Genomic DNA, 21222 nt, shown 5'->3' with positions numbered 1-21222 from the left:
TGTTTATTACCAGCGCTTTACGCCACACCAAACACAAGGAGAAGAATCACCTTTTCTTCGACGTGCGAAAATCCGCACACAAAAAATTGCTGATTGTGCGGATTTCCGCACAATTTGCGAATCAATCATGCGAATCAATGTGCAGCGTAAGTTCGCCGGGCGAATTACCTGCGATAATCCTCTGGGCGGATTTGATAACGGGCCAGCTTGTCATAAAATGTTTTGCGCGGAAGCTTCAGCGCCTTTGCCGCGTCTGACGCCTTTCCATTGTGCCGCCCCAGCGCTGCGATCAGCAGCGATCGTTCGACCCGCGCCATCTGTTCACTAAGACCCAGATCCGTAGCCTGTGCGACCTCTTCCGGCATCCCCAACACAAAACGCATGGCAGCGGACATAAGCGACCGCGCATTCCCCGGCCAGTCGCTGGCCATCAATGCTGCCAGATGTTCCGAGGATATCTCGGGAACAGGGATTCCAGCCTGTTCAGCCGCCTGTGCGACATAATGACGAAAGACGACGGGAATATCGTCAGGCCGCTCCGCCAGGGATGGAATACGCACGCGCATCACATCCAGCCTATAGAATAGATCGGCATTGAAACGGCCTTCGGAGCTTAAGTCAGACAGATCAGCGGTGGTACCAGCGATGATCCGTCCTCCCGGCCCACGTTCGATCAGCTCAAGGGCCGCAAATTGCGTGGCCTGCGGCATGGCCGAAACTTCGTCAAGAAACAGCGACCCACCCGCTGCATCCTCGCAACTGCGGGTCAGGTCTTCGGGACTGAGCGTCGAGGCCGGGCGTTTCACAAACGGCCCCTGCCCCATCGACGACATAAGATGAACAACTTCGGCCACTTTTGAAATCCCGCTGCCTGGCGGGCCAGTCACCAGAACTTCGGCCCCTGTGGGCGCAACAGTTCGAACCCTTTCACGCAACGCCTCCGCCTGCGGCGACAGGCCAAACAGCAAGCGCGCGGCCGGGTCTCCACGTTCGAGTTCGGATTTCACAGCTCTCTGCTCAATGACCTCGGATCGGGCTGCAAAAGCACGCTCCAACACATCCAACAGATCAGACGCCGCGCAGGGTTTTTCCAGAAAGTCGAACGCGCCCTTACCCATCGCGTCAACAGCCATGGGAATATCCCCTTCACCGGTCAGAAGAATGACGGGAAGATCGGGATCAACCTCTCTTGCATAGGTCAAAAGATGGAACCCATCCCGGCCCGGCATTCGGATGTCCGAGATTATAACACCGGGAAAATCTGCTCGGATATGATCCTTGGCCGCCACAAAAGAGCCTGCAGTTGTTGGCTGAAAATCTGCCAGTTCAAGCGTTTGTGCCAAAGCCTCGCGAACGGCTGCGTCATCATCGACCAAAAGAACTTTTCGGGTCATGCCGCCTCGTCTTCCCGATAGTATTCCAACTCCACAGTGAACATCGCACCTGTTGGCGCATTGGTCCCGCGAATGTTCCCACCAAAACTCTGGACCAGACCGTAAGAAATCGAAAGCCCCAGCCCCATTCCTTCGGACGAGCCCACGGCCTTTGTGGTGTAAAACGGCTCAAAAAGCTTTTCCGTGTTCTCGATGCCAGGGCCGATATCTCGCACGGTGACTGAAAGCCTGTCCCCATTGTTGATCACAACTTGAATAAGGCGTTCATCCTGCTGGCTCATCGCATCTGCGGCGTTGTTGATCAGATTCACAAAGACCTGTACCAACCTCACTTCGCCGCCCCATGCGTAGACCGGTTCGTTGGGCGGCTGCCAGTCCATCGTAACATTTTCTGCGCGCAACCGAGCATCGGTCAGTTCAACGGCCGTATTCAGAACTTGCACCAAGTCCACACGCCCCATCGGTTCGCTTTCGTTGCGGGCAAAGGCTCGCAGGTTCTTGATGATCCGCGCCATGCGCGCAGCCATTTCGGAAATACGGCCCAAATTTTCCGCGGCCTTTTCGGGCTTTCCGCGTTCCACGAAAGCCGCGCCATTATCCGCAAACTGCCGGATCGCCATAAGTGGCTGGTTCAGTTCGTGGCTGATCCCTGCCGACATCTGCCCAAGCGCGCTGAGTTTTCCGGCCTGAACCAAATCCGCCTGCGCCCGCCGCAGCGCCGCTTCGGCTTCCTGACGTTCCGCGACTTCCTTGTGCAAGCTGGCATTTGCAACGGTCAGGTCAAGAGTTCGTTTGGCCACTCGACTTTCCAGAACGGCATTGGCTTCTGCCAACGTCCGCCGCCGCTCCATCGCAAGAAAAAGCATTGCACCGAAAGCCAAACAGATCGCTGCAACTGCCGCCGCCTGAAGCCGCGCAAGTTGCAGGGCTGGCGCCACGTCTACCAAAACCTCAGCGGTCATATCGATCACCGGCAAATCGAGGGTAAGGTGCAGAGCATCGCGCGGCAGATAGCGCCCCCAGTTCAATTGCCATAGCTCGTGCCCACCGACCCGCGTCGACGCAAAATTGACGGTCGCGCCATTTGGCGGTGTAAGTCCTGCCTCTCCTTCCTCCCGAGACCAGAACAGCAGGTCCGATCTGTTCGAAATGAAGACAACACCATCTGCATCGACAAAGAAGACCGCCTCGGTACTGCCGCGCCACGTCTGCTCGACATCCTGAACGTCGGCAACGACCATCACTACGCCTTTGATCCGGCCAAATGGGCCGAAAGCAGGTGCAGCGTAGGAGTAGATCCGATCATCTCCGACCGGTGTAACCTCATGCGCACTGCCTAAGGCCCCTTGCATCGCACGACGGAAAGCGGGGTGCCCGGCCATGTTTCGCTGCGGCACCGGCTGCGCCGAAACCAAGACCTGCCCATTTTGGTCCAAGTAGATCATGTTGACTGCCGCAGTCTTGTCTGCAACGTCCAACAACATCGCCTGAGCTTGGCGTATGTTGGCTTGCCGATCCAATTCATGCAGAATCGGATGGGTTGCCATCAGCACTGCAAGCTCTTGATACACCTGCATTTGTGTACTGAGCCGGTCGGCCGCCAGTTCAAGATCAGCCTCGGCCTTTTCGCTCAGCTGAGACAGCGCCTGACGATAGCCATAGGACCAGACGAGTCCGGACAACACCCCGACGGCAAGCAGAAAACCGACAATGATCGAAACCCTGTGCATATACAGGGTCTTGCATTCAATGCGTCGCGTGGCAAGTGTGCGTCGCATGAAGTCACTCTCACAATCTCCGACAGACCCCGGGTTCGTCCAGAACCCCTATCCGTTCTACGACACAGCCCGACAAGCCGGTGACCTGTTTTATTGGGCTGATTACGGCATGGTTGCTGCTGTGTCCTGCCATGCCGTCCGCACCTTGCTGAAAGATCGCCGGTTCGGGCGCGAAGTTCCCCCCGAGCACGCAACGCAAGGCCCCGCGCATCTGGCCCCATGGTTGTCTGTCGAGGCCCATTCGCTGCTTGAAGCCGAGCCACCACGGCACACGCGCCTGAGGGCGCTGGTTATGCGGGCCTTCACATCGCGGGCGATTTCCGCTCTGCAACCCTCGATCGAAACCCTCTGTCACGATCTGATCCGGGATTTTCCGCAAGAGCCGTTTGACCTGTTGCACGCCTACTGCACACAGGTCCCGGTGATCACCATCTGTCGCCTGCTGGGCGTACCCGAAGACATGGCCCCGGACTTGTTGCGTTGGTCACATGATATGGTTGCCATGTACCAAGCCAACAGAACACGTGACACCGAAGACAAGGCCGCGCAATCGGCACAGGAATTTACCGCGTTCCTGGAACGTTATATCGACCAGCGGCGGCGTGACCCGCGTGACGACCTGATCACACGATTGATTTCTGCTGAAGAGGAAGGCGAGAAACTGTCCCGCGATGAGTTGGTTGCAACCTGTATTCTACTGCTGAACGCCGGTCATGAGGCGACGGTTCATTCGTTGGGAAACGGGGTCAAAACCCTGCTGGAAACACACACCGGCCCCAGCGTTTTGCGGCCAGACAAGATTGACGCAACTATCGAAGAAATCCTGCGCTATGATCCACCCCTGCACATGTTCACGCGCTACGCCTATGAGGAAGTGGAGATTTTTGGCCATACGTTCAAACGCGGCGATCAGGTTGCCCTGTTGCTGGGGGGTGCCAACCGCGATCCCACTGTCTGGAATGAACCGAACACATTCCGCCCCGCACGATCCGTCGATATGAACACAAGCTTTGGCGGCGGCATACATTTTTGCGTCGGCGCACCTTTGGCGCGGTTAGAAATGCGTATCGCCCTGCCTATCCTGTTCGACACCTGTCCAAATTTGCGGCTGGCTGCGCCTCCAACGTATTCGGACAGCTATCACTTCCATGGCTTGGAACAGGTTCTGGTACATATCTGAGGACGCGTTACCGCCTACGCCTCGTTACGCCTTCTCTACCAATGCGTTTAACGGCAGCATTGTGGTGGATTTGATTTCCTCCATCGACAAAAGCGCCGTCACGTTGTGCACCCGCACCTCTGAGATCAGAGATTGATAGAACACGTCATAGGCACGGGCATTCTTGACCCTGACTTTGAGGATATAGTCGATGTCGCCCGCCAACCTGTGGGCCTCTTGCACTTCGGGGTGATCGCGCAACGCTTTCAGGAACTTGTGTTGCCACTCGGCCTCGTGTTCCGATGTGCGGATCAATACAAAGAATGTCGCCTCGAACCCAAGCGCTTCGGCATCCAACAGAACCGTTTGCTGCCCAATGATACCCGCCCCCTTAAGCTTGCGGATGCGATTCCAGACCGGGGTCTTTGAACTGCCCACACGGGCCGCAATTTCATCCAGTGACTGACCCGCATCGCGTTGCAACTCGGCTAGAATTTTCCGATCCGTTTCGTCTATTCGCACCGACATTCCAGTTTCCCTTCCAATTCGAGGTCTTCGTTCCATTTTTCAATCTCAATGGAACGAATGTTCTTATTTGAGCGCCCATATGGCGCTTTGGCGGGAATATTTCCTATATTGCAAGGTAAGTCAAACTACACCCAAGGCGATCCGATGCAGGACTTGCATACATTCAGACCCAAAGGACATGTCGATTTTGTCGGCGCTGGTCCCGGTGATCCCGATCTGCTGACACTCAAGGCGCTCACCGCGTTCGAGCAGGCAGACATCGTACTCCATGACCGCCTGATCAGCGCGGCGGTGCTGGATCTTGCAGGTCAGAACGCCAATCTGGTTGATGTTGGCAAGGCTGGGTTTGGTCCATCCTGGAAGCAAAGCGATATCGATGCGCTTTTGGTGGATTATGCCCTTAAGGGCAACCATGTCGTGCGGCTCAAGTCAGGGGATCCCACCGTCTTTGGCCGTCTGGACGAAGAAATCCAAGCTGTCGAGGCCGCAGGCATTTCGTGGCAGATCGTCCCCGGAATCACGGCCGCTTCGGCGGCGGTTGCAAGCATTGGCCAAAGCCTGACCCGCAGGGGCCGCAACTCTTCCGTGCGGTTTCTGACGGGGCACGACATGAAAGGCTTTGCCGACCACGACTGGACAGCGCTGGCGCGCGAAGGATCGGTTGCTGCGATCTACATGGGCAAGAAGTCCGCCCGGTTCATTCAGGGCCGTCTGATCATGCACGGCGCGGATCGCGCCACACCCGTCACCCTGGTCGAAAACGCCTCGCGCCCGAACCAACGCATTCTGGCCACCACATTGGATCAGCTGCCCACCGATCTGGCCGCCGCCGAAATGGACGGCCCGGCCCTGACTTTCTATGGCCTTGCCCCGCGCGAAGCGGCGCAGGCTGTGACCAAATTCAATAAGGAGCTTGCCTGATGGCCCGCGCTTTTACCCCCAAAGTCGTCACCGCAAATGATTTGTTGGAAGGTGATGTAATTTATCAAACCGAAGATGACCGCTGGTCGCGCGATCTGTCCGAAGCGGAACTGATCACCGACGAAGCGCACGCTCAGGTACGTCTGCTGGATGCCGCACGTCAGGCAAGTAAGATTGTAGGCGCCTATCTGGCTGACGCCGTCGCCGGCGACAACGGCCCTGAGCCAGCCCATTTTCGGGAAGATTTCCGCCGGACTGGTCCGTCCAACTATGCCCACGGCAAACAGGAAACTTCCCCGCAGCCCCGGGCCTGATCTCTGGCCCTTCTCTCTCCCCTTCAAGGCCCCGGTTCGGGGCTGCAACTAAGGACAGCTAATCATGTATCGCTACTCCGAGTTCGACACAGCATTTTTGGCAGAACGTAACGCGCAGTTCCGTGCGCAGGTTGAGCGCCGCATAGACGGATCGCTGACCGAAGACGAATTCAAACCACTGCGCCTGATGAACGGCCTGTATCTGCAGCTGCACGCTTACATGCTGCGGGTCGCAATCCCCTATGGCACGCTCTCCAGCGCGCAAATGCACCAACTGGCGCTGCTGGCCGAGAAGTGGGACAAAGGCTATGGCCACTTCACCACCCGTCAGAACATCCAGTACAACTGGCCGAAACTGAACGATGTACCGGATATGCTGGACGCGCTGGCCGAGGTTGGCATGCACGCCATTCAGACCTCGGGCAACACCATCCGTAACGTGACCGCCGACCACTTTGCCGGTGCCGCCGCGGATGAGGTCGCCGATCCGCGCCCTTATGCCGAACTGCTGCGTCAGTGGTCCACCGACCACCCGGAATTCCAGTTCATGCCGCGCAAATTCAAGATTGCCATCACCGGTTCGGAAAACGACCGCGCCGTGATTAAAGCCCATGACATCGGCCTTCAACTGGTCGAACGCGACGGCGTTCTGGGCGCGCGCGTGATTGTTGGCGGTGGTTTGGGCCGTACGCCGATGATCGGCAAGGAACTGTCCGAATTCGTCGCCTTTGACGACCTGCTGGCTTACCTCGAAGCCACCGTTTCCGTGTGGAACCAGATCGGCCGCCGTGACAACAAATACAAAGCGCGTATCAAGATCACCGTGCACGAAAACGGCATCGACACGATCCGCGCCAAGGTCAACGAGCGCTTTTTGCAGGTTCGCCCGCAGTTCAAAGGTGCCGACATGAACCTGCTGGAAGAGATCAAGGGCCACTTCGCCCCGCCCGCCTTCCGCGAAGGTTCGGTTGCGTCGTTCGAAAGTGCATATACCAACGATCCGGTCTTCCGCTCATGGGTCGACACCAACATCGCGCCGCACAAGAACGCAGACCACGCGATTGTCACGATCTCGATCAAAAAGCATGGCCAGACACCGGGTGATGCGACAGCTGAACAGATGCGCGTGATGGCCGATCTAGCCCAAGAGTTCGCCTATGACGAGCTGCGCATCAGCCATGAGCAGAACGTGATCCTGCCGCATGTCCACAAATCGGACTTGCCCGCGATCCACGCCAAGTTGAAGGAATACGAACTGGCGACCGCCAATATCGGCCTGATCAGCGACATCATCGCCTGCCCCGGCATGGATTACTGCGCGCTGGCCACGGCGCGTTCGATCCCGGTCGCTCAGGAAATTGCGACACGCTTTGAAGATATGAAGCTTGAGCATGATATCGGCCACCTGAAAATCAAGATCTCGGGATGCATCAACGCTTGTGGTCACCACCATGTGGGCCATATCGGCATTCTGGGTCTGGATCGGGCCGGCGTCGAGAACTACCAGATCACTCTGGGCGGCGACGCGACAGAGACGGCTGCCATCGGTGACCGCACCGGCCCCGGCTTTGCCTATGATGAGATCGTGCCCGCCGTGGAACGCATCGTAGACACCTACCTGGAACAGCGTGAGAGCGCTGAAGAAACCTTCCTGGAAACATACCGCCGCGTCGGCATGGCTCCGTTCAAAGCGGCGCTTTACCCCGAGGCACAGGCCAATGCCGCTTGATCTGATCCAGACGGAACTGGGGGCGGACCGGCGAGCGTTGACCGAACGGGTCGACGCGCTGAACGACCGGTTTCGCCACCACAGCGCCCATGATGTCATGCATGGTGCGCTGGATGAGATCGAGGAGCTTGCCCTCGTCTCCAGCTTTGGTGCGGAATCCGTCGTGCTGCTGCACATGGCAGCGGTTGTCGACAAGATGACCCCGGTTCTGTTTGTGGACACGCAGATGCTGTTTGCTGAGACACTGGAATACCAGCAGGACGTCAGCGAGCGTCTCGGTCTTAGAAACGTCCAGATCATCCATGCCGATGACGAGGATGTTCAGCGCGACGACCCCTATGGTGCACTTCGCATGCGGGACACAGACGCGTGCTGCAACCTGCGCAAGACCTTTCCACTGCAGCAGGCTCTGTCGGGCTATTGTGGCTGGATTACGGGGCGCAAACGGTTCCAGTCAGGCACGCGCGCCGCGCTAGATTTCTTCGAAGTCGAAGACGGAACAGGCCGGATAAAGGTCAACCCATTGGCGCACTGGGCACCCGAGGATGTGCGCGCCTATATGGAAGAAAACAATTTGCCCCGGCATCCGCTGGTGGCCAAAGGATACCCTTCGATCGGGTGTGCGCCCTGCACCTCGCCGGTCAAAGAGGGCGAAGACCCCCGCGCCGGACGCTGGCGCGATCAGAACAAGGAAGAATGCGGCATCCATTTTGTCGATGGCAAGATGGTGCGCATCGGAGAGAAAACATGAACGTAATCGTAACGGACGAGGGCTTTTCGCCCGATGACTGGACCGACGGCTTTGTCACTCTGGATGATGCCGCCAATGACGTGGTCGCGCTGGACGTGGCTTCGGACACTGACCCCGATGAGCTGATTGACCGTCTGGGCAATGCCAAGATGGTACGCGTGGACTTCCCGTCCTCGGCCGATGGACGCGGCTTTACAATCGCGCGCGTTCTGCGCCTGAAAGGCTATACCGGTCGCCTGCGCGCCCGGGGCCATGTATTGGCTGACCAGTACGCCATGGCCCGCCGCAGCGGGTTCGACGAGGTCGAAATCGATCATACTCTTGCAGACCGTCAGCCCGAGGATCAGTGGTTGGCTCGCGCCAATTGGCAAGACAACAACTATCAGGCCCGCCTGCGTGGATAAGGCCGCACTCGCCAGCTTGTGATACAGAGGGGGCAATCTGTCCCCTTTTCCTGACTTGGATCAAAGATTAAACGGAGATGTCGGTTTAGCTGACCGGCAGTGAAACGATGACAGAGATGAAATCCGTGAGTGAAGCAACCGCCGTCAAGGCCCCCGTTCTGCCAGATGCCCAGACCGTCACCGAGGTGAAGCACTGGACCGACAGCCTGTTCTCTTTCAAGGTCTCGCGCCCTGCCTCGCTGCGCTTCCGCTCGGGTGAGTTCGTGATGATCGGCCTGCTGGGTGACAACGGCAAGCCCTTGTTGCGTGCCTATTCGATCGCGTCGCCGTCTTGGGACGAAGAGTTGGAGTTCTATTCGATCAAGGTGCAGGACGGCCCGCTGACCTCGAAACTGCAACACATCAAACCGGGCGACCAGATCATTTTGCGCCCCAAACCTGTTGGCACGCTGGTTCATGACGCCCTGCTGCCGGGCAAGCGCCTTTGGTTCTTTGCCACCGGCACCGGTTTCGCGCCTTTTGCCTCGCTGCTGCGTGAACCGCAGACGTACGAGGATTATGACGAGATCATCATCACCCATACCTGCCGCGAAGTGGCGGAACTGGAATATGGCCGTCAGCTGATCGACAGTATCCGTCAGGACGAGTTGCTGGCCGAGCTGATCGGTGAAGGCTTCGCTGACAAAATCCGCTATTACCCGACAACCACCCGGGAAGAGAGCCCCAAGATGGGCCGCATCACCACCCTGCTTCAGGATGGCACCGTGTTTGCTGATTTGGGCATTGAAGGTGGCATCAAACCCGAGACCGACCGCGCGATGGTCTGCGGATCGCTGGCGTTCAACCTGGATATCAAGGAAATCCTTGAAGGGTTCAGCCTGCGCGAAGGGGCGAACTCCGATCCTAAGGAATTCGTGATCGAAAAGGCCTTTGTCGGTTAACACCTCTTCGCGTTCGGGGCTTTCATGCTCCGAACGCGAAAAACGCCCGATAAAACAAGTTTTTTCACAGGAACCTGTATTTATGCCGCTTGAAGTGCGGCGCAGCCCGGTTTAAATTCCGGGCTCGAAATTCTGCAATCATCAAAGGAATGAACCCATAGCTCGCAGACCTCACAACGCGCCGCCTCAACGTGACACCGGCCCGCGCGTCAATGATAAGATCCGTGCCCCCGAAATTCGCCTGATTGGCGCCGAAGGTGAAAATGTCGGGGTGGTTCATCCCGCCAAAGCCATGCAAATGGCCGCAGATGCCGGTCTTGATCTGGTTGAGATTTCGCCCAATGCGAACCCTCCGGTCTGCAAGATCATGGACTTCGGCAAATATAAATACGAACAACAAAAGCGCGAAAGCGAAGCCCGCAAAAAGCAAAAAGTCATCGAGGTGAAAGAAGTCAAGTTCCGACCCAACACCGACACGCATGACTATGATGTGAAGATGCGTAATGTGTTCAAGTTTCTGGAGAACGGCGACAAGGTCAAGGTTACCCTTCGCTTCCGTGGCCGCGAAATGGCGCACCAGAACTTGGGCCGCGAGTTGCTGGAACGTGTTGCTGAGGACATCAAAGACCTTGGTAAGATCGAAAACATGCCTAAGATGGAAGGCCGTCAGATGATCATGATGATCGGCCCGCTTCCGCAGAAATAAGCCAAACAAGGGCTGCAAGATCTCAGGCTCTCGCCGGAATGGCGAGAGCCTTTTCGTTTCTGCAGCCGTTAGATGACGGCGTTCAATGCCCGTTCCAGTTTGCCGACAAGCTCGTCAACCTGCGCGTCTTCGACAATAAACGGAGGCGCCAGCAGGATGTGATCCCCGTTGCGGCCATCCCGCGTGCCTGCCATGGGATAACAGATCAAGCCTTCGGCCATCGCAGCTTTTTTTACCTTGCCGGCGATGCCCATGGACGGATTGAACGGTGCTTTGGTGCCCCGATCCGACACCAGCTCGATCCCCCGGAACAAACCGCGCCCGCGCAGATCGCCCACATTCGGGTGCTGACCAAACGCGGCCTCCAGGGCCGATTGCACTTTGTCTCCCATGACCCCGGCGCGGGCTGGCAAATCCCGATCCGTCAGTTCACGGACGACCGCGAGCGCCGCAGCCGTGGCAACCGGATGGCCGATGTAGGTGTGCCCGTGTTGAAAAAACCCTGACCCATCCCGAATTGCATCATAGATTGCGCCGGTGCAAAGCATAGCTCCGATCGGTTGATATCCGGCCCCCAACCCTTTGGCGATACACAGAATATCCGGCGCAATACCGTCATGATTGCAAGCAAACAGGTGGCCCGTGCGCCCCATACCGCACATCACCTCATCCAAGATCAATAGCACCCCATATTGATCGCAGATTTCCCGGATACGTTTGAAGTAACCCTCAACCGCAGGAACTGCGCCAAGAGTTGCGCCAACAACTGGCTCTGCCATGAAAGCCATAACCGTGTCCGGCCCCAGACGCAGGATTTCGGCCTCAAGCTCGTTGGCAACGCGTTGACCATAGTCAAAGCTGCTCTCACCTTCGGGTTTTTCGGCGTATTCATAACAGGCCGATATATGGGTCATCTCGATCAGCATCGGCGCAAACTGAGCCCGTCTCCAGGCGTTGCCCCCGGCGGACAAAGCGCCCAGCGTGTTGCCGTGATAGCTTTGTTTGCGCGCGATGACATGCCGCCGCTCAGGCTGACTTATTTCAAGAAAGTACTGACGCGCCAGTTTGATTGCCGCCTCGGTTGCCTCGGATCCACCCGATACAAAATAAACGCGATCCAAATCGCCGGGCGCGTGCTGGATCAACAGATCCGCCAGTGCTTCGGCCGGTTCAGACGTCATGAAGCCGCTATGGGCGAAGGCGATCTGTTCGACCTGCTCTTGCACGGCGCGGATCACTGCGTCGTTGGAATGTCCCAGGCAAGACACGGCCGCGTCACCGCAGTCCAGGTACCGCTTGCCTTGCGCGTCGATCAGATAACAGCCATCCCCACCTGCCGCGACGGGCAGATTTGATTTGGTGTGGCGCGGGAATACGTGACTCATGTCTTGGCCTTTCCAAGCAATTCAACCAAAGCTGCGACCGAGGCCGCATTATCCGCCCAAGGCGTGCCATCCGGCCCCGTCAGGCTGTTTTCAAATCCGACCCGCACATCGCCCCCGCGCCGCGCAGCCTCGGTCAGACAGGCGTGTTCCTGTGTGCCGAACGCGCAGATCATCCAGCGGTTTGGACAATCCGGGAAGGCATCCAGATCTGCCGGTACCGATTGCTGACCTTCGCTATAGCGTCCCAGAACCAGCAATCGGTCTGTCTGATTTGCCTGCACAATGCCATCCCGCTGCCATTGGTCCAACAGCCGCGCGTCCTCTGCATCGTACAGAATATGCTGCACCCGCGTCCCCTGATCGGCGCAGAGAGCATAGACCCGAGGCGCTAGATCCGGGTCGCGCGCAATCTCTCGTATCGAAATCGACGCCCAGTCCGGTTGCACCTGCTCCAAGCAGGCAAGCTGCGCGGGAACGTCGAACACCCCCGCCGCTTCGGTTGTGATTTGAACATCCAGCCCTGGCGCGACACGATGCAACTCGGCCACCGTTTCGCGATACGATCCGGCGTCCAGAGAATGCTGACCATTCGCGTCCCGTACATGAACATGAACCCCATGCGCACCTGCACGTTGGCAGACCCGCGCGGTTTCGACGATTTCGTCCATCGTAACCGGAATGGCAGGATGATCCGCTGCCGTCCGCCGCGCGCCATTTGGCGCGACCAGGATATAGGGGGTGTTATTGTCTTCAGCGGAGTTGGCTGTCATCATGCTTTCCTCTTCCTGAGTTGCAGCTAGACCTCGCATCATTCGTTTTCAATTTACGCAATAGAAAACATATGTTTTATTTTTCGCATGACCCCTACCCTTACGGCACTTACAGATCAATTAAGGCGCGAGATCGATCAGATGCCGGCGCAAATGCAGGTCGCGGCGAAGTATATCGTCGACCATCCCGGTGACTTTGGACTGAACCCGATCCGCGCAACCGCCGACAGGATCGGCATCAGTTCAAACGTGTTGGTCCGGCTTGCGCAACGCATGGGCTTTGACAGCTTCGATGCGTTTCGCCAACCGTTTCGCCGCGCTCTGACGACAGACAGTGAAGACCGGCTGGGGCAAAGTTGGTTGGAGAATCCGGCGGGGCAAGACCCGTTCCATCTGGCACAGGCCAAGTTCGCTCAGAACGAGACGAACGTCGTTTCGCGATCCCTGCGTTTGATGGATCCGCATCTGACACAACAAGCCATTGGCTACATGGTTTCCGCGCGGCGCTGTTACGTGACCGCGACACGGTCCAGCCACGCGCTGGCCTATTACTTTCACTATGCAGGCCGCATGGCGCATCCCGGGTTGCAGCTGGTGCCCCGTCACATGGGGTCAGCCATTGACGATTTGGTCGAAGCCACGGCTGAGGATTGCCTGTTTGCCATCACCGTCCATCCCTACTCAGCCGACACGATCCAATCGATGCGCTTTGCCCGCGACCGGTCCATGCGCATCGTGCTGTTGTCGGATAGCGAGGTGATCGCGCCGGGGGTCGAACCGGATGTGGTCCTGCCTGTCAGCACCCGCACGTTGCACCCATTCTCAAGCTTTTCCGGCGCGATGGCGGTTCTGGAATGTCTACTAGGGCATCTTTTTGAGGCCAGCGGTAGAGAAGCCCGGACACGTGTGGAACAGTACCAAAAAGCGCGGGAGGACACGGGGGCATATTGGCAGCCCGGGGTTTTACCAAAGCTGAGGAAACCCTGAAACCGCGATGCGGTTCGCGCACGAACAAGATGTCAGTTTTTGCGTTTGGCACGTGGCTGCGGCCTGGTCGGGATTTCCTTGAGCAGCCCACCAACACCCATCGCCGCAATGTCAGCTCCGTTTGTCTCGATTCCACACGCAACACGGGACAGAACCCAATCGGCGCCGTTCAACGCCGGAGAGCGCGCGCAGCCTGGCAATCCAATGACCGGGCGATCCTGCAAGGCCCCCAAAAACAGCAGGTTTCCCGGATCCACCGGCATCCCAAAGCGATCCACCTGCCCGCCGGCCAAACGCACAGCCGAGGGCGCCACATCTTCAGTGTCCGACGTCGCCGATCCTGTCAGGATCATCAGCACATCGCCATCACTTTGCGAGACCGCTTCGGCCAGAGCGTCGACCCGGTGCGGGACGGTCCGCACATCACAAAGCTCCATATCCAGCAACTCGACCCGACCGCGAATAGCGGCAATCCCCTTCTCGTTCGACGGACCACCCTGAATGTCCGTTACGATGAGCCCGGCTGTTTGGTGAACCGGGCACGCCAGACGGATTGCGCGCTGGGCCAAAGTGGCAGCACGTCGAACATCCTCTTCGGGCACGGCGTAAGAGATGACCTTGATGGTCGCCACCATACCGCCTGGTCCCATCTGCTGATGCTGTGGTACCGTGGCCACTGTGATCATCGGATTGACTTCGTTGAACCGCTCAAGCGCCGCGACATCCAGCACGGCCACCCCCGGTCCATCCGCCAAAAGGTTGACCCGACCAGTAAACGCCTCGGTCACGCGCAGGTTGGCCGCGGCGGCATCAGGCGCAAGAGCTGCCGCCAAGGCACGCGCAGCTTCGTCTTCGTGGCAATCACCAGGTTCGAGACGCGCGACGATCACTTCGCTCAGCCCGGATTGCGCCAGCTGCGCGATATGCTCGGCCTGTAATGCCAAACCTTTGCGCAGCTTACGCCCACCTGCTGTCACCGAATGCGCCAGGATGGCCCCTTCTGCCTGAGAAACGGGAACCGGCCCAAACCTCATGCTTTGCCCCGAAGAACCGCTGTCATCTCAGCCAGAATGGCGACAGCGATTTCCGAGGGCCCGGCAGCACCAATATCCAGACCGACGGGGCCGTGAATTCTGGAGATCTGCGACTCGGTGAAACCTGCGGCTTTCATGCGATCAACGCGCTTGGCATGGGTGCGTGTCGACCCCAGAGCGCCAATATAGAAGACACCTGCGTCAAGTGCCGCTTGCAGCGCCGGGTCGTCCAGCTTGGGATCATGGGTCAGCAAGACGATAGCGGTCCGCGCATCCAGCCCCAGCCTGGCGACCGCTTCATCCGGCCAATCGGTCAGGATCGTTTCCCCCGGAAAGCGTGCGCTGGATGCAAATGCATCGCGTGGATCAATGATCGCCGGATCATAGCCCGCAATGCGCGCCATGGGCACAAGGGCCTGTGCGATATGGACGGCCCCCACAACGATCAACCGCAAAGGCGGATTGTGAACGGCCACAAAGGTCTCGCCGTCCTCTTCAAAACCCGACCGGTCCATACGCAACCGATCGGCATAGGCGTTGCGACGCAAGGCCCTGTGTCCGGTATTAGTGTTTACCTCATACGCCACGGGCGCGCGCGTGGCGCGGGCCGCGACCAGTTCCGCCAGCATGCGCTCGGGCAGGACTTTCCCAATGGGTTCGACCAGAACGCGGATCGTTCCGCCGCAGGCCAGCCCCACGGCAAAGGCATCATCATCGCTGACGCCAAATTCCAATAGCCGGGCTTCGCCTTCGTCCAAGGCTTCAAGTGCTTCGACGATCACCGCGCCTTCCACGCAGCCACCAGAAACCGATCCTTCGATCCGCCCGTCGCCACCGATCACCAGTTGCGACCCAACGCGCCGAGGCGCGCTGCCCCAGGTTTCGACAACCGTCGCCAGGGCCGCGCCCCGCCCGCTGCGGTGCCAGTCCAAGGCCGTTTCCGGGCTGTTGTCGAATCGCTCCATCAGACCCTCCAGATGTTGTCCGTTTCCAACATAAGCAGGATTGCCAGGATGAAAAGCGCGGCTGCCTTGCCAAAACGTCTATATTTGGCCCCTTTTGATGCCACGAACACCTTCGCCGCATTCAATAAATCATAGCATTGATTGTTAGCGATCAGAGCTTTAGCCTGCGCCCACAACCGGTAGTTTGACCGGAATGCATATCCAGAAATTCGTAGATCGGAGACAAGCAGTTGAAACTTTTTCTTACACTGGGCGCAGCGGTTGGCATGTTGGCCTCGACCGCGGCGTGGGCTGATACGTTCGAACGCTATGGTGAGGTTGAAGGCTGGAAAGTCTTTATCGACAACGAGAAGAAATCCTGCCTGATCGAAGCTGTGGACGATGCGGAAAACGTCGTTCAGATGGGTCTGACCGAAGACCGCGGTGTTGGCTATGTCGGTGTGTTCACCAAAGCTGACACCGATATCAAACGGGGCGAAACGCAAGAAGTCGCTATCCTGATTGGGGACAATATTTATCTGGGTGAAGCCACCGGTATGAAGGGCAACATCACAAAGGGCTATTCAGGCGGGTATGTCCTGTCGGACGATCCCCAATTTGCGGATGACCTCGCCAAGAAAAAGGTGATGATCGTGTTCCCCGAGACAGCGTATGCGTTCACAGTCGACCTGACCGGCACGTACAAGGCCATGGAAATGGCACGCAAGTGCAACGCAGAGCAGCTGTCGTAAGCGTTTAACCGGAAAGCGCGGCCATCAGCCGGGCTTTCTGCCCCTGGTCGTCGGGGTGTGAGATCACGGCGGCCAAATCTTCGAGCGATGCAATCGAATGCCCTGCCCGGAAACTGTCGACATGCGGCAGCATTGCAGCCACCCCTTGCGCTTTAGGAGCGAACCCATCCCAACGCAAAAGCGGATTCAGCCAGATCAGGCGTCTTGAAGACAGGTGCAAGCGCTCAATCTCTTTCTGTAGGGTCTCCGGGTCGCCTCGTTCCAGTCCGTCGGTGATCAGCAGAACAACCGCCCCTTGCCCCATGACGCGGCGAGACCAGTCGCGGTTGAACTGGTGCAAACAGTCCCCGATGCGCGTGCCCCCTTCCCAGTCCTGCGCCTCGGCTCCGGCAGCGGCAAGTGCTGCATCCACATCCCGTTGATGCAGGTGGCGGGTGATGTTGGTCAGGCGCGTGCCAAAGGTGAAAGCATGAACCTTGGCCCAACCCGCACCCTTGGCGTTGGAAACCGTGTGCAGGAAATGCAAGATGATCCGGCTGTATTGGCTCATCGATCCAGAAATATCACACAGCGCGATAAGATTGGGCCAGCGCGGCTTGGGCTGAAGCTTGGCGATGTCACGCAGCTCGCCGCCTTGTCGCATCGCTGCACGCAATGTGCGGGCGCGGTCGATACGGTGCCCCAGATGGCTGGCCTGCCCACGTCGCGACTCGATGGGTTTGACCGGCAGGGTCATTCGCGCCAAAACACGTTTGGCTTGCGCGATTTCAGCCGTGCTCATCTGTTCGAAATCCAGATTGCGCAGACGTTCCTCTGATGACGCCGTCTGAGTGGCGTCAATTTCGATTTCGGTTTCACCTTCATCTTGCGCGGCTGGTTCAGGCACTTCTTGTTCGACACCGTCCAACAGCGCCTCGGCGGCGCGTTTTTCACCAGCATCGGCCTTGCGCTCTTCCTGAACGCCACGAATGGCGGGCAGCATCATGGCCATCATATGTTCCATGTATCGCGGATCGCGCCAGTACATTCGGAAAACTTGCGCAAATACCGTGCGGTGTTCCGGGCGGTTCACGAAACAGGCATGCAGTGTCCAGTAAAAATCTCGTTTCTCGGTAAACCCTGCCGCCTGCACCGCGCGGATCGCATCAATCACGCGCCCCGGGCCGATTGGCAGCCCCGCCTTTCTGAGCGCACGGGCAAAATGGGTGATATTCTGCGCCAGCTTTGGGTTATCCGGGATATCCAGTGGCAGTTGCTCGGCCATCAGCAACCATGGGGGCGCTGCCCCCATACCCCCGGAGTATTTGGGAAAAGATGAAGCATCAGGCTGGTTCGAGGGTGGCTTTGGCCTCGTCGAGAATGCGTTTTGCCTCGGACCCCTGCAGTTTCTGAATGTCGTCCTGGTACTTCAGGATTGCACCCAGCGTGTCGCCGATCACCTCTGGGCTCAGGTTCATCACATCCAGCGCCAGCAAACACTTGGCCCAGTCAATGGTTTCGGCCACGCCGGGTTTCTTGAACAGATCCTCGGTGCGTAAACGTTGAACAAAAGCCACCACTTCACGGCTGAGAGCATCGGCTGCTTCTGGTGCACGGGCGTGCAGGATTTCAATCTCGCGCTCGAAATCCGGGTAGTCGACCCAATGATAAAGGCAGCGGCGTTTGAGGGCGTCATGCACCTCGCGCGTGCGGTTTGACGTGACGACGACAATGGGTGGCTCAGGTGCTTTGATCGTACCCAATTCCGGGATAGTAACCTGAAAATCGCTGAGAGCCTCAAGTAGGAAAGCTTCAAAAGGTTCATCGGTCCGGTCCAGTTCATCGATTAGCAGAACCGGTGCGCCGTGTTCATCAGGCCGCATGGCTTGCAGCAACGGGCGTTCAATCAAGTATTCGTCCGAGAACAATTCGGACTGCAATGCGCCCCGATCTGCCCCACCCGACGCCTCAGCCGTTCGGATTGCAACCATCTGCGCCGGAAAATTCCATTCGTAGACGGCGGAGGACGCATCGAGACCTTCATAGCATTGCAGTCGGATCAGGCGACGATTCAGGCCGGAGGCAAGGGCTTTGGCGATCTCGGTTTTCCCAACACCCGCTTCGCCTTCCAGAAACAGCGGTCGGCCCAGTTTCAGCGCCAAAAACACAACAGTCGCAAGGGCGCGTCCGCAGACATAGCCCTGGGCTCCCAACATCTGCTGCACGGCATCGATTGAATTTGGTTGCGTCATGGAACCCTCTCTCCTTAGCGGACAAACAGGTCACGCGCGGACCTGTGCGTCAAGACCTCGCGCCACGTCAGAGCTACGACGTTCGGGTTGGTTGACAAGTTTTTTCACCACGAGGCTCGGTCGTGGTTGGTCTTTGCCAGCGGCTATGCTAGCGGAAAGCCATGACCGATACCCTTACGATCCGCCGCCCCGACGACTGGCATCTGCACTTGCGCGATGGCGCCATGCTGCAGGCCGTCCTGCCCGAAACCGCGCGCCATTTTGGCCGCGCGATCATAATGCCCAATCTGGTGCCTCCGGTTGTGACCGGCGCAGACGCCGCCGCCTATCGGGACCGCATTATGACGGCGTTGCCCGAAGGGATGACGTTTGAACCGCTGATGACCCTCTATCTGACCGAGGATACGGACCCAGACGATCTGGCCGCCGCCCATGCGAGCGGACTGGTCAAGGCGGTCAAACTTTATCCTGCCGGGGCCACGACCAATTCGCATTCCGGCGTAAGGAACTTCGACAATGTTCGACCCGTGCTTGAGAGAATGGCCGAGATCGGCCTGCCCCTGTGCGTGCATGGCGAAGTGACTGATGCCGAGATCGACATCTTTGACCGCGAGGCCGTGTTCATCGACCGCGTTCTGGATCCAATCCGCAGGGCCACTCCGGGCCTGCGCGTCGTGATGGAACATATCACCACCCGCGACGGTGTTCAGTATGTCAAAGCCAATGAGGCTGACTTGGGCGCGACGATCACTGCGCATCACCTGATCATCAACCGCAACCACATTCTGGTCGGTGGGATCAAACCGCATTACTACTGCCTGCCTGTCGCCAAACGCGAAGAGCATCGGCTGGAGTTGTTGAAAGCTGCAACCTCGGGCGATCCGCGTTTTTTCCTTGGCACCGACAGCGCACCGCATACGGATGACAACAAGGAAATGGCCTGTGGCTGCGCAGGTTGCTTCACGGCGACCAACACCATGTCCCTGGTCGCCGAGATGTTCGATCGTGAAGACGCTTTGGACAAACTGGAAGGCTTCGTTTCGCTGAACGGGCCTGCGTTTTATCGCCTGCCCGTGAACGAAGACAGCATCACGCTGACCAAGGGCGCGCCGGTCGAGTACCCCGACAAGATCGAAACTGACGACGGGCCCGTCACCGTGTTTGATCCCGGTTTTCCGCTGCACTGGCGCGTGGTTTAACCCGCCAGTTTGGAAGCCAGATCGCGGGCGCGGCCTCCGGTGCGTAGCATTGACCAGATCGCGTCCGCCTCTTCCGCTCCGATCAGCTTGGCCGCTTTGGCGCGCACGCGGTCCTCTCGGTCCGGCAGCGACATCGGGGTCAACAGATCCTGCGTTGCCTCGCGGCGGATACCGTCACGGCGCAGCAAAGCCAGCTGCGCCTGCGTCTCTGACAAACTATCATCTGCTTCGACTGTGATACGGTCGCGTAAGGACTTTATGCGGGGGTCGGCGCAGACCTTGTCCGTATAGCTTCCCGGCAAGGCAGTATCATATCCCAAAGCCTGCATCGCGATTACTGTACGATATGAGAATTTGGCCCCCAACCCGGTTTCAGGTGTAAGCTGATTGCACACACTCATCCAGCGGGGGTGGGTCTTGATCTTGATTTCGGCCACTTCGGGTTCTGCGATATCCAGTTGCCGCGCCGCCTCGAGCGCGGCATGCAAACCATGGCAACAGGCGTGGAACTTGTGGCTGACACTTTCAAACAGCCATTCATCACTCAAACCATCTAGTGCGCTTGGATCCGATGTGCCGTGATGGGTCGCACCAAAGCCAAAAGGACCTTCCAGCGCGTCGGCGTTGGCCTGAAACCCGCGCTGTACCAGCAAGGCTGTTTCGACCCCGGCGGCGGCGGCTAGACCCGCGTTATAAGGCTTGCCCATCGTCCCAAACTGGGCTTTCAGCCCGGCTGTTCGAGTTGCCGTCAGACCCAGAACAGACCGCATCTTGTTCGTATCGAAGCCCAACAACCGCCCTGCGGCGACAGCGGCCCCAAACGCACCGGATGTGGCCGTCTGATGAAACCCGACCTGGTAGTGCCCCCGACCCAACCACAATCCAACGCGGATCGAGCTTTCCATCCCGACCAGTGCGGCTTCGAGCAAATCAACCAGTATGCGGTCATCCCACTCAGACACGGCAAGGGCAGCAGGCAGGATGGCAACTGACGGATGCCCAATATGTGCGAAATGCGTGTCGTCATAATCCAGCGCATGAGACACGGTGCCATTCACCAGCGCCGCTCCGCGCAATGGCGCCGCTCCACCGCCAAAAAGATGGGCCTGTACATTGCCGCCGTCCTCCAGAACCATCTCACGGATGATGGATGAGACAGGTTCGTTTGCGCCTGCACGACCGACCGCAATCCAGTCCAGAACAGACAGAGACGTGACAATCCGCGCCTGAGATGTCGTTGAAATCGGGCCGGCTGCAAACGCGGCCAATGATGCTGTAAAATCCGTCATGGGCGC

21 protein-coding genes are annotated in these 21222 nt (G+C 58.3%); 11 read left to right on the top strand and 10 right to left on the bottom strand.

Going from position 1 to position 21222, the window contains the following annotated elements; all coding sequences use genetic code 11:
• Nucleotides 1-164: 164 nt before the first annotated feature.
• A complete protein-coding gene (locus AC2FLD_RS12980; protein ID WP_050603508.1) occupies nt 165-1394 on the bottom strand; it encodes a sigma-54-dependent transcriptional regulator in 1230 nt (409 codons plus the stop codon).
• Nucleotides 1391-3172 carry a sensor histidine kinase gene (locus tag AC2FLD_RS12975; RefSeq protein WP_496672971.1) on the bottom strand — a complete coding sequence of 594 codons (1782 nt, stop codon included), beginning with the start codon at nt 3170-3172 and terminating at the stop codon, nt 1391-1393. Before AC2FLD_RS12975 ends, AC2FLD_RS12980 begins: the two co-directional genes overlap by 4 nt.
• Between AC2FLD_RS12975 and AC2FLD_RS12970 the strand changes: the two genes are divergently transcribed.
• Complete coding sequence (locus AC2FLD_RS12970) at nt 3171-4352, top strand: cytochrome P450 (RefSeq protein ID WP_496672974.1); 1182 nt, start codon at nt 3171-3173, stop codon at nt 4350-4352. The two genes, AC2FLD_RS12975 and AC2FLD_RS12970, sit on opposite strands and share 2 nt — an antisense overlap.
• A gap of 24 nt (nt 4353-4376) precedes the next feature.
• Here AC2FLD_RS12970 and AC2FLD_RS12965 read toward each other — a convergent pair whose 3' ends face one another.
• Entirely contained in the window at nt 4377-4859 is a 483-nt protein-coding gene (locus AC2FLD_RS12965; RefSeq protein WP_050603511.1) for an Lrp/AsnC family transcriptional regulator, read from the bottom strand.
• Between the two features lie 144 nt (nt 4860-5003).
• Between AC2FLD_RS12965 and cobA the strand changes: the two genes are divergently transcribed.
• The 7 genes from cobA to infC all read left to right on the top strand — a co-directional run bounded on the left by cobA (nt 5004) and on the right by infC (nt 10625).
• Entirely contained in the window at nt 5004-5780 is a 777-nt protein-coding gene (cobA, locus tag AC2FLD_RS12960) for a uroporphyrinogen-III C-methyltransferase (protein ID WP_496672977.1), read from the top strand.
• The gene (locus AC2FLD_RS12955) at nt 5780-6094 is read left to right on the top strand and encodes a DUF2849 domain-containing protein (protein ID WP_496672979.1); all 315 of its coding nucleotides are present in this window, start codon (nt 5780-5782) and stop codon (nt 6092-6094) included. The genes cobA and AC2FLD_RS12955 overlap by 1 nt, the downstream gene beginning before the upstream one ends.
• 64 nt (nt 6095-6158) lie before the next feature.
• Nucleotides 6159-7823, top strand: coding sequence for a nitrite/sulfite reductase (locus AC2FLD_RS12950; RefSeq protein WP_496672982.1), 1665 nt, complete (start codon nt 6159-6161; stop codon nt 7821-7823).
• Nucleotides 7813-8574: a phosphoadenylyl-sulfate reductase gene (locus AC2FLD_RS12945; protein ID WP_050603515.1), complete on the top strand. Its 762-nt coding sequence runs from the start codon at nt 7813-7815 to the stop codon at nt 8572-8574. The genes AC2FLD_RS12950 and AC2FLD_RS12945 overlap by 11 nt, the downstream gene beginning before the upstream one ends.
• Nucleotides 8571-8978, top strand: a complete 408-nt coding sequence (locus tag AC2FLD_RS12940; protein ID WP_050603516.1) for a DUF934 domain-containing protein — start codon at nt 8571-8573, stop codon at nt 8976-8978. Before AC2FLD_RS12945 ends, AC2FLD_RS12940 begins: the two co-directional genes overlap by 4 nt.
• 107 nt (nt 8979-9085) lie before the next feature.
• A complete protein-coding gene (locus tag AC2FLD_RS12935; RefSeq protein WP_496672984.1) occupies nt 9086-9919 on the top strand; it encodes a ferredoxin--NADP reductase in 834 nt (277 codons plus the stop codon).
• 115 nt (nt 9920-10034) lie between these two features.
• Complete coding sequence (gene infC, locus AC2FLD_RS12930; RefSeq protein ID WP_496776605.1) at nt 10035-10625, top strand: translation initiation factor IF-3; 591 nt, start codon at nt 10035-10037, stop codon at nt 10623-10625.
• A gap of 68 nt (nt 10626-10693) precedes the next feature.
• Here the strand turns inward: infC and AC2FLD_RS12925 are convergent, their stop codons facing one another.
• A complete protein-coding gene (locus AC2FLD_RS12925; protein WP_496672986.1) occupies nt 10694-12010 on the bottom strand; it encodes an aspartate aminotransferase family protein in 1317 nt (438 codons plus the stop codon).
• Nucleotides 12007-12783, bottom strand: coding sequence for a beta-keto acid cleavage family enzyme (locus AC2FLD_RS12920; RefSeq protein WP_496672989.1), 777 nt, complete (start codon nt 12781-12783; stop codon nt 12007-12009). The genes AC2FLD_RS12925 and AC2FLD_RS12920 overlap by 4 nt, the downstream gene beginning before the upstream one ends.
• Before the next feature lie 84 nt (nt 12784-12867).
• On the opposite strand from AC2FLD_RS12920, the gene AC2FLD_RS12915 reads away from it, so the two are divergent.
• Nucleotides 12868-13767, top strand: a complete 900-nt coding sequence (locus AC2FLD_RS12915; RefSeq protein ID WP_496672992.1) for a MurR/RpiR family transcriptional regulator — start codon at nt 12868-12870, stop codon at nt 13765-13767.
• Nucleotides 13768-13799: 32 nt separating this feature from the next.
• On the opposite strand, the gene AC2FLD_RS12910 is transcribed toward AC2FLD_RS12915, so the two are convergent.
• Nucleotides 13800-14801: a molybdopterin-binding protein gene (locus tag AC2FLD_RS12910; RefSeq protein ID WP_496672995.1), complete on the bottom strand. Its 1002-nt coding sequence runs from the start codon at nt 14799-14801 to the stop codon at nt 13800-13802.
• On the bottom strand, nt 14798-15766 hold the full coding sequence (locus AC2FLD_RS12905) for an XdhC family protein (protein WP_496672998.1): 969 nt from the start codon (nt 15764-15766) through the stop codon (nt 14798-14800). The genes AC2FLD_RS12910 and AC2FLD_RS12905 overlap by 4 nt, the downstream gene beginning before the upstream one ends.
• A 230-nt stretch (nt 15767-15996) precedes the next feature.
• Here AC2FLD_RS12905 and AC2FLD_RS12900 point away from each other — a divergent pair, with 230 nt between their 5' ends.
• The gene (locus tag AC2FLD_RS12900) at nt 15997-16497 is read left to right on the top strand and encodes a hypothetical protein (RefSeq protein ID WP_050603522.1); all 501 of its coding nucleotides are present in this window, start codon (nt 15997-15999) and stop codon (nt 16495-16497) included.
• A 4-nt stretch (nt 16498-16501) separates the two neighbouring features.
• Here AC2FLD_RS12900 and AC2FLD_RS12895 read toward each other — a convergent pair whose 3' ends face one another.
• On the bottom strand, nt 16502-17761 hold the full coding sequence (locus AC2FLD_RS12895) for a vWA domain-containing protein (protein ID WP_496673059.1): 1260 nt from the start codon (nt 17759-17761) through the stop codon (nt 16502-16504).
• A gap of 58 nt (nt 17762-17819) precedes the next feature.
• Nucleotides 17820-18728: an AAA family ATPase gene (locus AC2FLD_RS12890; RefSeq protein ID WP_496673000.1), complete on the bottom strand. Its 909-nt coding sequence runs from the start codon at nt 18726-18728 to the stop codon at nt 17820-17822.
• A 161-nt stretch (nt 18729-18889) separates the two neighbouring features.
• On the opposite strand from AC2FLD_RS12890, the gene pyrC reads away from it, so the two are divergent.
• On the top strand, nt 18890-19927 hold the full coding sequence (gene pyrC, locus AC2FLD_RS12885; protein ID WP_496673003.1) for a dihydroorotase: 1038 nt from the start codon (nt 18890-18892) through the stop codon (nt 19925-19927).
• Here the strand turns inward: pyrC and AC2FLD_RS12880 are convergent.
• On the bottom strand, nt 19924-21216 hold the full coding sequence (locus AC2FLD_RS12880; RefSeq protein WP_496673005.1) for an MmgE/PrpD family protein: 1293 nt from the start codon (nt 21214-21216) through the stop codon (nt 19924-19926). The genes pyrC and AC2FLD_RS12880 overlap by 4 nt on opposite strands.
• Between the last annotated feature and the right edge of the window lie 6 nt (nt 21217-21222).

Source organism: Ruegeria sp. CDSA021, from assembly GCF_059612325.1.
Note: the sequence above shows the minus strand (reverse complement) of the source record. Positions and strands in the feature narration are given on the sequence as shown.

What these genes read in the sequence shown, in the direction of transcription:
- AC2FLD_RS12980 (WP_050603508.1), bottom strand. Translation starts at nt 1,394, where the DNA reads ATGACCCGAAAAGTTCTTTTGGTCGATGATGACGCAGCCGTTCGCGAG.
- AC2FLD_RS12970 (WP_496672974.1), top strand. Translation starts at nt 3,171, where the DNA reads ATGAAGTCACTCTCACAATCTCCGACAGACCCCGGGTTCGTCCAGAAC.
- AC2FLD_RS12975 (WP_496672971.1), bottom strand. Translation starts at nt 3,172, where the DNA reads ATGCGACGCACACTTGCCACGCGACGCATTGAATGCAAGACCCTGTAT.
- AC2FLD_RS12965 (WP_050603511.1), bottom strand. Translation starts at nt 4,859, where the DNA reads ATGTCGGTGCGAATAGACGAAACGGATCGGAAAATTCTAGCCGAGTTG.
- cobA (WP_496672977.1), top strand. Translation starts at nt 5,004, where the DNA reads ATGCAGGACTTGCATACATTCAGACCCAAAGGACATGTCGATTTTGTC.
- AC2FLD_RS12955 (WP_496672979.1), top strand. Translation starts at nt 5,780, where the DNA reads ATGGCCCGCGCTTTTACCCCCAAAGTCGTCACCGCAAATGATTTGTTG.
- AC2FLD_RS12950 (WP_496672982.1), top strand. Translation starts at nt 6,159, where the DNA reads ATGTATCGCTACTCCGAGTTCGACACAGCATTTTTGGCAGAACGTAAC.
- AC2FLD_RS12945 (WP_050603515.1), top strand. Translation starts at nt 7,813, where the DNA reads ATGCCGCTTGATCTGATCCAGACGGAACTGGGGGCGGACCGGCGAGCG.
- AC2FLD_RS12940 (WP_050603516.1), top strand. Translation starts at nt 8,571, where the DNA reads ATGAACGTAATCGTAACGGACGAGGGCTTTTCGCCCGATGACTGGACC.
- AC2FLD_RS12935 (WP_496672984.1), top strand. Translation starts at nt 9,086, where the DNA reads ATGACAGAGATGAAATCCGTGAGTGAAGCAACCGCCGTCAAGGCCCCC.
- AC2FLD_RS12925 (WP_496672986.1), bottom strand. Translation starts at nt 12,010, where the DNA reads ATGAGTCACGTATTCCCGCGCCACACCAAATCAAATCTGCCCGTCGCG.
- AC2FLD_RS12920 (WP_496672989.1), bottom strand. Translation starts at nt 12,783, where the DNA reads ATGATGACAGCCAACTCCGCTGAAGACAATAACACCCCCTATATCCTG.
- AC2FLD_RS12915 (WP_496672992.1), top strand. Translation starts at nt 12,868, where the DNA reads ATGACCCCTACCCTTACGGCACTTACAGATCAATTAAGGCGCGAGATC.
- AC2FLD_RS12910 (WP_496672995.1), bottom strand. Translation starts at nt 14,801, where the DNA reads ATGAGGTTTGGGCCGGTTCCCGTTTCTCAGGCAGAAGGGGCCATCCTG.
- AC2FLD_RS12905 (WP_496672998.1), bottom strand. Translation starts at nt 15,766, where the DNA reads ATGGAGCGATTCGACAACAGCCCGGAAACGGCCTTGGACTGGCACCGC.
- AC2FLD_RS12895 (WP_496673059.1), bottom strand. Translation starts at nt 17,761, where the DNA reads ATGGCCGAGCAACTGCCACTGGATATCCCGGATAACCCAAAGCTGGCG.
- AC2FLD_RS12890 (WP_496673000.1), bottom strand. Translation starts at nt 18,728, where the DNA reads ATGACGCAACCAAATTCAATCGATGCCGTGCAGCAGATGTTGGGAGCC.
- pyrC (WP_496673003.1), top strand. Translation starts at nt 18,890, where the DNA reads ATGACCGATACCCTTACGATCCGCCGCCCCGACGACTGGCATCTGCAC.
- AC2FLD_RS12880 (WP_496673005.1), bottom strand. Translation starts at nt 21,216, where the DNA reads ATGACGGATTTTACAGCATCATTGGCCGCGTTTGCAGCCGGCCCGATT.